Source organism: Cyanobacterium aponinum PCC 10605 (genome assembly GCF_000317675.1).
GTDB lineage: Bacteria > Cyanobacteriota > Cyanobacteriia > Cyanobacteriales > Cyanobacteriaceae > PCC-10605.
Window position 1 is genome coordinate 272,528 of record NC_019776.1, and the last position, 12,980, is coordinate 285,507.

A 12,980-nucleotide genomic window follows, 5' to 3' on the forward strand; every position below is an offset into this window, starting at 1 on the left:
CATCCCTCTGATATACAATAATTGCAGAAATTACAGAATCCATAAATTGCAAGTGTTTACGGAATTTGACAATAGAGGGATAATTTATAGATAGCCGTGGGTTGCCAAAAAATCTAAACTAATATCTTCTTGGGGCAATTTTCCGAGACGATGACTAATTAATCTGTCCACATATTTACCCAAAATATCACTCTCTAAATTAACCCAATCTCCCGCTTGTAATAAAGATAAATTAGTTTGGGCATAAGTGTGAGGAATAACCGCAACAGTAAACCATTCCCCAGATTGACTATCACATCTTGCAATAGTTAAACTAATTCCATTAACGGCAATACTAGCCTTAGAAACAATATAAGGAGCAATATATTCTTGCCATTGCTTTTTTAGCTCAGAGGGGAAAGAAAAAGTCATTTCCCACGACTGCTGTTTATTTACTGACTCTATTAAACAACCAATTCCATCTACATGACCACTTACAAAATGTCCCCCAATCTTACCGCCCACTCTGAGTGAAGTTTCGAGATTAACTTTTTTCTGTTTGATAGTACTTTTTCCCAATGTTGTACGTTGTAAAGTTTCAGGAGAAGCAGTAGCGGTAAAGCCTCCTTGCAAAATCTTTTCTACCGTTAGACAAATACCATCAACAGCAACACTATCTCCTATTTCTAAATCATGACAAATAAGATGTTGGGCTTGAGAGTCAATATCTATTTGATATAAATCATTTTCTAAACTTCTGATTTTTCCAACCCCTTGTACTAATCCAGTAAACATCTACCCTGTTTTATCTTTAATATGACTTTTTACTATAATACTTTGAATTAAGGGCAATAAATGATAAAAATAATTTTTATAACATTATGGTAATAGATCAAAAACATCCTTTAGGGCATATAGACAGAGAAATAGTTAAACAGATATTTGTTGAGGGAAAAAATGATTATAACTTAGCGGAAGTAGCAAGGCTAAAAATACGTTACCAAAATTTCCCCGGTGCTAGAGATATTCAATTTGACTTGGACTCCATCTTACAACAATGGGAAATGACTGAAGATGAATTATTTGCAGAATCAAGGAAGTTGCATCAAAATAGCTCTATCTATCGCAAAAAAGTGAAAGGGGATGAGGAGAGAGAAGATTGGAGTTAATCTGAGTTTAATCCAAAATTGTAGGTTAAAGTAGGCAAGAGGCAAACCCCTCTTTATCCCCTCTCGAGAGGGGGAGGGCAAAAGTGTATAATTAACTTCTCCCTAATACCTCAATACCCCAATCCCCCAATAACCTTACACTCCAACACCTTAAACCTTTATGATAAATTCTCTAAATAACTGTGTTATCGGGAATAACGGCATTTTTGATAATGACGATGATGCCATTACGGATTAAGAAACCTTCATCTTCTCGATTAGCTTCTTCCACTCTGTCTTTATTTGTAATGATCACGTTTTGACCTATTCGAGCATTTTTGTCTATAATAGCCCTTCTTATGGTAGAGTTTGCTCCTATTCCCACTGGAACGCTACCTTGTTCGATTTTGCTTTTTCTGACGCTAAAAGGCTCGTAAAAATCGGCACCCATTACTAAAGTATCTTCGACAATGCAGTTGTTTTCTATGCGAGTACGAACCCCTAAAACACAGTGATTAATACGACATTCTTTGATGATGCAACCTTCACCGATAATGGATTGAGTTACATTAGAATTTAAGAGTTTAGTGGGGGGTAAATAACGGGAACGAGTATAAATAGGAGCTTTTTCGTCGTAGAAGCTGAAATCAGGTTGAGGTTGATTAGTTAGAGCTAAATTTGCGTCATAGAAAGCCTCAATAGTTCCAATATCTTCCCAATAACCTTTATATAAGTATGCCTGAATGCGATGATCTTTTGCCGCAAAGGGAATAACTTCTTTCCCGAAGTCTGTTTGATTGGGGTTTTGTCTTAAGAGTTTTTCCAATACTTCTTTTTTGAAGACATAAATACCCATTGAAGCAATATAGGGTTTTTCTTTAGCTTGTTCAGGATTTAAACCTAAAATAGAAGTATCTACTGCCATCTGTTTGAGGGCTTCCCCTTCTGGTTTTTCACTAAAGCTAATAATTCTGCCATTGTCATCGATTTTCATTAAACCGAAAGCCGAGGCTTTTTGTTCGTCAATGGGTACAACAGATATAGTAATATCGGCATTAGTATCACGGTGATGTTGCACAAATTTACTATAGTCCATGCGATAGAGATGATCTCCTGATAAGATAATATATTCATCTACATCCCATTCTTCAAATAGCCATAAGTATTGACGTACTGCATCTGCTGTACCCTGAAACCAATCAGGATTTTCTTTGGTTTGTTGAGCGGCTAATACTTCTACAAATCCATCACTGAAGCCCGAAAAGTTATAGGCTTTGCTAATGTGACGGTTTAAGGAAGCAGAGTTAAATTGAGTTAAAACGTAGATTTTTAATATCTCTGAGTTGATACAGTTGCTAATAGGAATGTCTATTAAACGATATTTCCCCGCTAAAGGCACGGCTGGTTTTGCCCGTAGTTTGGTGAGGGGGTAAAGTCTTGTACCTGCGCCTCCGCCTAAGATGATGCTTAGTACTCTTTTCATAAAATTTTTCTATCAAATAGCTTTTATTAGAAAGTTTATTGGTTAATGGTCAATCAGACAATGATAATTATTGAATAGTTCGGACTTTGGAGTTAGGGTGTTAGAGTATTAAGGGTGTTCGGAATTCAGCTAACTTTGTACTTAGTGTTTATAATATTTTATGTTGTGTCGATTGTTTGCTATTATGAAAACGAATATTGATCTTGATGAAAAACTCGAAAAAAAAGGCTTTGCTATCACAGGATTGAGAACCAAAAAAGAATTAGTGAATTTTGCTTTAGCTGAATGAGTCAAAAATCACACTCAAAAAGACCTTTTAGAATTGGCGGGGGAGATTGAATTTATCGACGGTTTTGGCACTAATATGGTGAGAACAAATCGTTATGTTATTGATTGATACGTCAATTTGGATTGAAGTGTTACGGGATAAGTCCAAGATTAAGTCGGCAAAACTCAAAAAGATGATTGATGGGAGAAATTATTTCCTTCCTATTTTTACCAGAATGGAACTTTTACAAGGATGCAAAGACGAGATTGAGTGGATAAAAATAAGTTCTTATCTAACACGATAAAATTATCTTGAACCTGATTATTCTTCTATATGGGATAATTGTGCTAGGTTATATTTTGAGCTTCGATGTCAGGGAATTACTATTTGTAGTAATATTGACTGTGCCATCGCAGTTATGGCTATGGAAAATAATTTTATCTTATATCATTGTGATAGAGATTTTGAAAAAATCGCCAAATATACTGTTCTCAAACAGAAGAAACTTAATCTTATATCTGGCTAATGATAATCAATAAAGATTTTATTCGATCTACTTTATGGGTAAATCTGTTTGGAGCTTAGATCATGCAAGGTTGCATAAATTATTAAAAGATAAAGATTTAGTAGCTAAATCTAGCAGAATTTTGATTGCTGTTTCTGGTGGCCAGGATTCTCTGTGTTTAGCTCGTTTATGCTTGGATTTACAGTCTAAATGGTCTTGGAAAATTGCGATCGCACATTTTGATCATCAATGGGAATGCGATCGAGGTTTAAGTTCTCATATTGCTAAGATATGTGATGATTGGGGGGTTAATTTTTATCTATCTCAAGCCCAAGAAAAAATTAGGGAAAGGGAAGGAGAGGCAAGAAAATATCGTTATGAAGCCCTGATTAATATTGCTACTGAGTATGATTTTAATTATCTTTTAACAGGACACACAAGAAGCGATCGCGCTGAAACATTTATCTATAATTTAATGAGAGGAGCAGGAATAGAAGGATTAACTGCGTTGAATTGGAGGAGAAAAATAAATGAGAATTTAACCCTTGTACGCCCTTTGCTCGATTTTACAAGGCAAGAAACAGGGCAATTTTGTCATAAGTGGCAGTTACCAGTATGGGAAGATAAATATAATCAAGAGCGTAAATTTGCTCGTAATCGCATTCGTTTGGATTTAATACCTTACTTACAAACAGAATTTAATCCTCAAATAGAAAAACATTTAACCCAAACCGCCGAAATTCTCAGAGCAGATTTAACCTATTTAAAACAGGAAACAACCAGACTTTATGAACAAGTTTATAATCACGAAAATAACAGCTTAAAATGTGAAGAACTCAGAAAAATTAGCCTTAATTTCCAAAGAAGAATTGTCAAGGATTTTTTAGTCCAAAACTTGCAAAAGATGCCTAATTTTGAGCAGATAGAAGCGGTTGTTAAGTTAATTGAATCCCCTAACCTCACCGCTACTTCTACTTTAATTAAAAATAAAATTGCTCAAGTCAAAAATAGGGAAATATTGATCAAAAATAATTAAACTTTTTTCAGTAGAAGAACTCAAAAAGTTCGATATGGTAATCCTATATTAGTTGTGAAACATCTTTACCATTTTAAAATAGCTTTATCTATTCCTTGTTCTCGTCTAACTTTGCTATCTTTTTCCATCCAAGCAATAATTTGTTCACTGCTTAAAGAATCTACTGAAACATCTAAATCTTGAGCTATTAACTGTAAAACTCTCAAGGAAGAAATCGTCAATCGAGTTAAAAATTTTTCTTCTGAAGTTAATAGACTTGCTTCCACCGCCAAAGATTCTTCTTGAGTTAAAAATTGTTGATTATTAAGCATAATTATTTCTAAATGGTCTATTTTTCTGATTATCAATCACTGGTACAATAACCAAAAGTGATATTAAGTAATTATTGATTCATGTCAGATTTTAAAGCACAATTAAAAGAACAGTTAGCTGAAGTTGATTGGAAAGATTTAATACCCCACGCTCAAAGAGATGCTCTTATTATTGTACACCCTCAACTAGATCTTATTGAAGTAGGATGTGCGATCGCACTTGATGATACTTTCTTAGTACAAAATTGGATTAGTGAGCAGTTAATAAAAAAACCCTCCTCAGAAGAATTAAGTAACTGGAATGAAGAACCAGAAATAAAATTTAAAACCTTAATAGTACAACCCTTTGTCATCGCCTCAGTTATTCCCTCCATCTAAACTAAGTTGAAATTAGTCAAGAAGGATATTTTTTGTTGAAATCATCAATTTGTCAGCTAACCTGATGTTGAGGATTCAATAAATTTTAATTATGGCACTTTCAGAAAAAGATTTTATTCGTGAATATATCAATGACGATATTTACGCATCAGTTGATTTATCTAAAGCGATGCCGAAGTATCGGTTTCCTGACAAAGAAAATGAACCCCGCCATGTTTATCAATTGATTCACGATGAATTAATGCTTGATGGTAACGCTCGTCAGAATTTAGCTACATTTTGTCAAACTTGGCTCGAACCAGAAGTTCATCAACTAATGGATGAGTGCATAGATAAAAATATGGTAGATAAAGACGAGTATCCCCAAACGGCAGAATTAGAATCTCGTTGTGTTCATATGTTAGCAGACCTTTGGAATTCTCCTGATGCGGTAAATACCATGGGATGTTCTACCACTGGCTCTAGCGAAGCGGCAATGCTTGGTGGATTAGCGATGAAATGGCGTTGGCGCAAAAAAATGGAAGCCCAAGGCAAACCCACAGACAAACCTAATTTAATTTGTGGACCTGTGCAAATATGTTGGCATAAATTCGCCCGTTATTGGGATATAGAGTTGCGGGAAATTCCCATGGAAGAAAACCGTTTATTAATGACTCCTGAAGAAGTAATTAAGCGTTGCGATGAAAATACCATTGGCGTTGTGCCAACCCTTGGAGTAACTTTTACCTGTGGCTATGAACCCGTAAAAGCAGTTAGTGATGCTTTAGATAAACTACAAGATGAGAAAGGTTGGGATATACCGATTCATGTGGACGGGGCTAGTGGGGCTTTTCTTGCTCCTTTTTGTGTTCCAGAATTAGAATGGGATTTTCGCCTGCCTCGTGTTAAATCGATCAATACCTCTGGACATAAATTTGGTTTAGCACCTCTAGGATGTGGTTGGATTATTTGGCGTGATAAGGAAGACTTACCCGAAGAACTAATTTTCAAAGTCAATTATCTAGGCGGAGAAATGTCGGTATTCGCTCTCAATTTTTCTCGTCCCGGAGGTCAAATTATTTGTCAATACTATAATTTTTTGCGTCTGGGAAAAGAAGGCTACCGCAAAATTCAAATGGCTTGTTATGAAACTGCTCAATATTTAGCCGAAGAAATAGCAAAAATGGAGCCTTTTGAGATTCTATATAATGGCGATGAAAAATCAGGGATTCCAGCCATAAGTTGGAAAATCAAAGATGGTTATGACACAAAAGGCTATACCCTTTATGATTTTGCCGATCGCCTCCGTTCTCGTGGTTGGCAAGTTCCCGCTTATTCTTTACCCGCTAATTGTCAACATATGGTTATTCAACGTATTTTAGTTCGCCATGGTGTCAGTCGAGACTTAGCATCTTTATTAGTTGAAGATATGAAGCGTTGTCTTGATTATTTGGACAAACATCCCATTTCTAAACCTTTAACTGCCCAAGAAGCAACCGGGTATCATCATTAATTTCCCTCAGTTGTTCAGCAGAAATGTTTGATTTAGGTAGGTTATAAGTTGTAGGGTGTTAGGGGGATGAGGGAGTTAGTTAGGGGCGAATGGCCATTCGCCCGTACAGGAGTTAGGGGTTTTTAATTCTTAATTCTTAACCTGAGTTTTGGATAAGCTGAAAGCATTATTTTCTCCTAGTCAGAAAACCTTATAGCTTCTTAGAAACAACGATAAAATTGCCTTAATCCGAACTGACTTAAACAAGGGGCTTAAGCCCCTTGCCTAGGTCAGAAGAAAGCCCCTTGCTAAAAACCCCTACCACCTGCAACCTGCAACCTGACACCTAACCTTCTCCGATATTCTTAAACCGAACTGAGGTTATTTACCTTTGCCCTATTTAATAACTCCAGTTAAAGGAGAACTAGCATTAGCATGGGTTTTAATAGGAATACGTCCTGCTTGATAAGCCATTCTTCCTGCTTGGGTAGCTAATCCCATAGCTTTTGCCATTTTCACTGGATTTTGAGCAAGTGCGATCGCGCTGTTGATTAATAAAGCATCTGCACCAATTTCCATACCTAAACAGGCTTCGCTAGGAGTGCCAATCCCCGCATCAATCACAACAGGAACATTAGACTGCTCAATGATAATTTTGATATTTTCCAAATTTTTAATACCCTGCCCTGAACCAATGGGAGAACCCAAAGGCATAACCGTAGCACATCCTACTTCTTCTAAACGTTTGCATAGTAAAGGATCTGCATTGATATAGGGTAACACCGCAAAACCTTCTTTAACTAGCTGTTCTGCCGCTTGTAGTGTACCGATAGGATCGGGTAATAAATATTTAGAATCGGGTATAACCTCCAGTTTGACAAAATTATTATCTTCTTGACCAAGTAATTTTGCCATTTCCCTTCCTAAACGAGCCACTCTGATGGCTTCTTCGGCATTAGTACATCCTGCGGTGTTGGGCAACATCCAAATACGCTTCCAATCAAGGGCTTCGGCTAATCCCTCATGACCCGGTGCATTACTTTGTACTCGTCTAACGGCAACCGTAACAATATCGCAACCACTAGCAATCACACTTTGTTGCATTAAGGGGATAGTTTTATATTTACCTGTACCTGTCATTAAACGAGAATTAAATTTTCGTCCAGCAATTATCAAAGTATCATCATCGCTACTTAAATCAGGAGTAGAGGTAGAAATTAGTTTGCCGTTATTAAGAGGGGTAGGATAATTCATAATCGAAGAAGTCGAGGGGGATAAATTTTCTTGAAAACGTTGATAAGTAAAAGGTTTAATTAAAGGTTCTGTAATTTTATCACTTACTAGGTTACTAATTAGTTGGGCGGTAATCGGCGCTAATAAAATACCATTGCGATAATGCCCCGTTGCTAAAATCAGATTTTGGGCATCTCCATAACCAAAAATTGGTTTTTCATCGGGAGTGCAGGGGCGATAGCCATACCATGTTTCTAATAATTGCCAATCTGCTAAAGGAGGATAAAGTTTTATCGCTCTGTTCAATAGTTCATTAATGCCTTGGGCAGTGTTGCCTTCGTGCCATCCTTTATCTTCTACCGTTGCCCCGACAATTAATCTGCCGTCTTGTTTGGGTACAAGGTAGGTATTATCTCCGAAAATTACTCTTTCTAAAGGCATTTCTAAGGGCATTTTTAGACTTAACATTTCCCCTTTTATGGGCTTTACTGGTAAGGGGTTAAGTTTACCGCTCCATGCACCTCCAGCAAGAATATAAATATCTGCTGAAAATATACCTGATTTGGTTAAAACATTTTTGATTTTACCGTGTTCCCGACTAAATGCGATCGCTTCTACTCCTTCTTTTATTTCCACACCGAGGGATTGGGCTACTTGCAACAACATCTTACCTAGACGACGAGGATCAACTTGTCCTTCTTCGGGATACCACCAACCACCGACAATATCTTCACTGAGGTTAGGTTGATAATATTGGAGGTTTTTTTTATCTAACCAAACACTATGATAGTCCTGCTCTATTTTCTGGGGAGCTTGATACACAGGAGCAATAATACCACAGGGGTTAAAATCGGTATCTTCTCCACTAATTTGCTCTAATTTTGCCACCCATTCAGGATAAAGAGCTAAACTAGCCAAAGCTAAATCTAACATTTCCCCTTGAGGCAAACCCTCCGCCCTAGGTGCTAACATTCCTGCGGCGGCGTTAGTGGCGGCTTGTTGATAGTTTCGGCTGAGGATAGTGACACCGATACCCCTTAATTTTAACTCAATGGCGATCGCCAGTCCAATAATTCCTCCACCAATGATAATAATTTCGTTGGTAGCTTTCATATTTTATTTTTCTTACTCTTAATTATTCTTAGTCTAGCGTGAAGTACGCCTTTTCGCGATGGTTCGATGCGACATAAAATTTTAAGCGGTATAAAGGTGTCAGTTGTTAACTATTAAGCCAAAGAATTAAGAAAAAATCTATCTTAGGAATGTCCTGACTTTTAAATTACAATTACGATGATCAGAAATACGAGTTTTGCTGTCACAGATACCAGTAATTTCAATGGGCTTTAAAACAATTTAAAGACAGCATAATTGCTTATAATTATTGTTGATTAGCTTGTTATTAGCAATAGCATTTTTTACTGAAACAAACCATTCTAAATTTAAAAGTGCCGACAATCAAAGCCTTCAATCGCTTTTTATCGGATGTTAGTGGAAATTAGGAGTTAGAATGAAATTATATAGATATTTATTAAGATAAGTAAATTATGAATTTAACAACTATAGAAAAAGAAAAATTAGCTATTCCACCTCTACAATTACATTATCTAGGCGATCGCACCCTTCGACAAAACACGAAAAGAATCAACAAAATAGATGACAGTGTCAGAGAATTAGCCAAACAAATGTTGCAAACCATGTACACCGAAAACGGTATTGGTTTAGCCGCTCCTCAAATAGGTGTACATAAACAAATGATTGTTGTTGATTGTCAACCCGATAATCCTGCATCTCAACCAATGGTATTAATAAATCCTGAAATTACAAAATTCAGTAAAGATTTATGTGTTGCGGAAGAAGGTTGTTTAAGTATTCCCAACGTTTTTCTTGAGGTAATTCGCCCCCGAAATATACAGCTTACCTATAAAGATGAATCAGGAAAGAAACATAAAATTAAAGCATCTGGATTACTCTCCCGTGTAATTCAGCACGAAATGGATCATCTTCATGGCATATTATTTGTGGATAGGGTAAAAAATAGTATTGCTTTAGGAGAAGAATTAAAGAAAAAAGGTTTTTCCATCGAAGCAGTTCAACCAGTTCATTAGAAAAAATGGAGTTTGGAGTAAAAATCAAGAGCTATTCAGGGAAAAACTAGACAAATTGATTTTATTTCCCCGAATCAATAATGAAGCTAGGAATAAATACCTGATCAAGATATAATTTTGTTGTTTATTTATAAAAAATATTAAGGAAAATACCATGGCAGAAAAAAAAGGATTCGGTTTAGGCTTAGGTAAAATGAAAGAACTAGCTAACGCCTTCCAAAAAGCTCAACAAATTCAGGAAGATGCCAAAAAATTGCAGGAAGAATTAGAAACCATGCAAATTAAAGGGCAGTGCGAAAACGGTTTAGTTGTAGTCACCATGAGTGGCAATCAAGAGCCTTTAAAAGTGGAAATTAAACCCGAAGCTATGGGAGAAGGTGCAGAAAAACTTTCTGAAATGGTTACAGAAGCTGTTAGAGACGCATATCAAATTTCTACCACTACTATGCGTGAAAAAATGGAAGCGTTAACAGGTAACCTAGGTTTACCCGGAATGTAGTTCAATTAGTGAATAGGTTATAAAAGGGCAAACCCCCCTTTATCTCCCCTCGAGAGGGGGGAGGGCAAAGGTGAAGAATTGAGAATTAAAAGCTCCTAACCCCGAATCCCTAACTCCTAACTCGTTTTTCCCTAACATCTTGACTTCTACTTATTTTATTACTTGTTATTTCGGGCTTTATTTATTAAGAAAAAATGGAGAAAACAAAACTATTATTTGTCTGTTTGGGGAATATATGTAGATCGCCTTCAGCAGAAAATATCATGAATCACTTAATAGAAAAAAAAGGTTTAGCAGAAAAATTTGAATGTGATTCAGCCGGTACATCAAATTATCACATCGGTTCACCGCCCGATAGAAGAATGAAGGAAGCCGCTAGAAAAAGAGGCATAGAATTGAGAGGAAAAGCAAGACAGATAGAAGAATTCGACTTAGAATATTATGACTTAATTTTAGCAATGGATAAGTCTAATTATCATAATATTTTAGCTTTAGATCCCAAAGGCAAATATAAACATAAAGTTAAATTAATGTGTGATTTTGCTAAAAATTTTACAGATCAAGAAGTTCCTGATCCCTACTATGGTGGAGAATCAGGTTTTAATTATGTCATCGATTTATTATTAGATGCTTGTCAGGGACTACTTGATTATTGTCAAGAGAAAATGGTGAAAAATTAAGGCTCTATCACTTCTCGTCGTGTAAATTATTAGTTAGGGTAGGCAAGAGGCAAGAGGCAATAGTGCGATTCGTTGGGTGCTAATCAATTTTAGATCTAATCTAAAGTGTAATTACTCCCCTGTCTGCACTCTCCATAAATTGCTATAGACTCCGCCTTTTGTAACTAAATCCTCGTGTTTACCTTGTTCGACAATTTGCCCTTTTTCCAAAACATAAATACAGTCTGCATGGCGAATGGTAGAAAGACGATGGGCAATCATAATAGTTGTTCTGTTTTCTGTAATATGAGTTAAAGAACGTGCGATCGCAGCTTCAGTGTCATTGTCAACGGCGGATGTGGCTTCATCGAGGATGAGAATAGGAGGGTTTTTGAGAATAGCCCTAGCAATAGATAAACGTTGTCTTTGCCCCCCCGATAATTTCTGACCTCTTTCCCCGACGATAGTATCATATCCTTCAGGTAGCGACATTATAAAATCATGGGCTTCCGCTATTTTTGCGGCGTTGATAATTTCCTCATCACTAACATGGGGATTACCATAGGCGATATTTTCTCTCACACTGCCATGAAACAAAAATACCTCCTGAGATACTAAACCAATGGCACGACGTAAATCATAAAGCACTATTTTCCTTATATCCATACCGTCAAGGGTAATGCTTCCTTTTTGAATCTCATAGAAACGTAATAATAACTTAACTATGGTACTCTTTCCTGAACCCGTTGAACCGACAATAGCAATAGTTGCCCCCGCAGGTATTTCTAAATTAAATTCTTCAATAACTGGTTGTCTTTGATGATAGGCAAAGGTAATATGATTAAATGCGATCGCACCTTTTACATTTTCTAAGGCGAGAGGAGTATCTCCCGAATGAATAGTAATGGGAGTATCTAGTAAATCCATAACTCTAGCAGTGGAAGCCATCGCCCGTTGATATAAATCTAAAGTTTGTCCAAGACGAGTTAAAGGCCATAATAACCTTTGGGTCATAAACACTAATACGCTATAAGTACCTACTGCTAAATTGCCCTTCTCTACTTCCATGCCCCCGAATAAGAGAATCGCAGTAAAAGCCACTAAAATCACTAAACGAATTAAAGGCACAAAAGCCGCACTCAGCGCGATCGCTTTTTGGTTACTATCTAAATAGGCTTCACTATCTTTTCTTACCCGTTGAATTTCATAATGTTCTGTGGTGAAACTTTTGATGGTTGTAATGCCCGTCAAATTATTGGCTAATCTGCCATTAAGTAAACTAACCTTTTCTCGCACATCACCATAACGGGGAGCTAACAATTTCTGAAATGCGATCGCACCCCAAATAATTACAGGTATAGGAAGAATAGTCATCCAAGCAGTGGAAGGAGAAAGGAAGAAAAAAGCTCCACTAATAATAACCACTGTCGTTAAAACCTGTAAAATCTCATTTGCCCCAACATCTAAAAATCGTTCTAACTGGTTAATATCATCATTCAAAATCGATAACAATCTTCCCGTGCTACGACTTTCAAAATACTCCAATTCCAAATCCTGAATATGACTATAAGCATTAAGTCTCAAATCATGTTGAATATTCTGAGCTAAATTACGCCACAAACGTTCGTATCCATATTCAAAAAGTGATTCCAAGCCCCATATAATGACCGAGAGTATAGTTAAAACCGTTAATTGACCAAAAACATCCTTAACTCCAAGTTTAGCGATAATAGAATCTTGTTTTTGAACTACCACATCTACAGCCGCTCCAATTAACACAGGAGGTGCTAAATCAAACAACTTGTTAAGAATAGAACAGGTTATGGCTTGATAAATGGATGAGCGATACTTACGAGAGTATTTTAATAATCGTGATAGAGGATGATTGATGTCAGAATTCATGAA

13 protein-coding genes are annotated in these 12,980 nt (G+C 36.5%); 8 read left to right on the forward strand and 5 right to left on the reverse strand.

The genetic code is table 11. The annotated features are described in order from the left end of the window. Positions 1 to 84: 84 nt before the first annotated feature. A complete protein-coding gene (locus CYAN10605_RS01100; protein WP_015218100.1) occupies positions 85 to 774 on the reverse strand; it encodes a riboflavin synthase in 690 nt (229 codons plus the stop codon). 86 nt (positions 775 to 860) lie between these two features. Between CYAN10605_RS01100 and CYAN10605_RS01105 the strand changes: the two genes are divergently transcribed. Beyond that, the gene (locus tag CYAN10605_RS01105) at positions 861 to 1,148 is read left to right on the forward strand and encodes a DUF3288 family protein (protein WP_015218101.1); all 288 of its coding nucleotides are present in this window, start codon (positions 861 to 863) and stop codon (positions 1,146 to 1,148) included. 172 nt (positions 1,149 to 1,320) lie between these two features. On the opposite strand, the gene CYAN10605_RS01110 is transcribed toward CYAN10605_RS01105, so the two are convergent. Continuing rightward, entirely contained in the window at positions 1,321 to 2,610 is a 1,290-nt protein-coding gene (locus CYAN10605_RS01110) for a glucose-1-phosphate adenylyltransferase (protein ID WP_015218102.1), read from the reverse strand. Between the two features lie 184 nt (positions 2,611 to 2,794). On the opposite strand from CYAN10605_RS01110, the gene CYAN10605_RS18975 reads away from it, so the two are divergent. Together CYAN10605_RS18975 and tilS are read left to right on the forward strand one after the other, a co-directional pair. Further along, positions 2,795 to 2,899 (forward strand): type II toxin-antitoxin system VapB family antitoxin, encoded by a 105-nt coding sequence (locus CYAN10605_RS18975; protein ID WP_206536261.1) that lies wholly within the window; start codon positions 2,795 to 2,797, stop codon positions 2,897 to 2,899. 539 nt (positions 2,900 to 3,438) lie between these two features. Then, positions 3,439 to 4,419: a tRNA lysidine(34) synthetase TilS gene (gene tilS, locus CYAN10605_RS01125; protein WP_015218104.1), complete on the forward strand. Its 981-nt coding sequence runs from the start codon at positions 3,439 to 3,441 to the stop codon at positions 4,417 to 4,419. 65 nt (positions 4,420 to 4,484) lie between these two features. On the opposite strand, the gene CYAN10605_RS01130 is transcribed toward tilS, so the two are convergent. Further along, on the reverse strand, positions 4,485 to 4,730 hold the full coding sequence (locus CYAN10605_RS01130) for an NDH complex assembly factor CRR9 (RefSeq protein WP_015218105.1): 246 nt from the start codon (positions 4,728 to 4,730) through the stop codon (positions 4,485 to 4,487). A gap of 81 nt (positions 4,731 to 4,811) precedes the next feature. Between CYAN10605_RS01130 and CYAN10605_RS01135 the strand changes: the two genes are divergently transcribed. Together CYAN10605_RS01135 and gad are read left to right on the forward strand one after the other, a co-directional pair. Further along, positions 4,812 to 5,108: a DUF2288 domain-containing protein gene (locus CYAN10605_RS01135; protein WP_015218106.1), complete on the forward strand. Its 297-nt coding sequence runs from the start codon at positions 4,812 to 4,814 to the stop codon at positions 5,106 to 5,108. Between the two features lie 91 nt (positions 5,109 to 5,199). Beyond that, positions 5,200 to 6,600: a glutamate decarboxylase gene (gad, locus tag CYAN10605_RS01140; RefSeq protein WP_015218107.1), complete on the forward strand. Its 1,401-nt coding sequence runs from the start codon at positions 5,200 to 5,202 to the stop codon at positions 6,598 to 6,600. A 375-nt stretch (positions 6,601 to 6,975) separates the two neighbouring features. Here the strand turns inward: gad and thiO are convergent, their stop codons facing one another. Beyond that, complete coding sequence (gene thiO / locus CYAN10605_RS19255; RefSeq protein ID WP_015218108.1) at positions 6,976 to 8,925, reverse strand: glycine oxidase ThiO; 1,950 nt, start codon at positions 8,923 to 8,925, stop codon at positions 6,976 to 6,978. A gap of 431 nt (positions 8,926 to 9,356) precedes the next feature. Here thiO and def point away from each other — a divergent pair, with 431 nt between their 5' ends. The 3 genes from def (at position 9,357) to CYAN10605_RS01160 (ending at position 11,096) form a co-directional block, all read left to right on the forward strand. Continuing rightward, complete coding sequence (gene def, locus CYAN10605_RS01150; RefSeq protein WP_015218109.1) at positions 9,357 to 9,917, forward strand: peptide deformylase; 561 nt, start codon at positions 9,357 to 9,359, stop codon at positions 9,915 to 9,917. Positions 9,918 to 10,071: 154 nt separating this feature from the next. Then, the gene (locus CYAN10605_RS01155) at positions 10,072 to 10,416 is read left to right on the forward strand and encodes a YbaB/EbfC family nucleoid-associated protein (RefSeq protein ID WP_015218110.1); all 345 of its coding nucleotides are present in this window, start codon (positions 10,072 to 10,074) and stop codon (positions 10,414 to 10,416) included. Positions 10,417 to 10,610: 194 nt separating this feature from the next. Beyond that, positions 10,611 to 11,096: a low molecular weight protein-tyrosine-phosphatase gene (locus CYAN10605_RS01160; RefSeq protein WP_015218111.1), complete on the forward strand. Its 486-nt coding sequence runs from the start codon at positions 10,611 to 10,613 to the stop codon at positions 11,094 to 11,096. A gap of 111 nt (positions 11,097 to 11,207) precedes the next feature. Here the strand turns inward: CYAN10605_RS01160 and CYAN10605_RS01165 are convergent, their stop codons facing one another. Further along, positions 11,208 to 12,977, reverse strand: coding sequence for an ABC transporter ATP-binding protein (locus CYAN10605_RS01165; protein ID WP_015218112.1), 1,770 nt, complete (start codon positions 12,975 to 12,977; stop codon positions 11,208 to 11,210). Positions 12,978 to 12,980 lie beyond the last annotated feature (3 nt).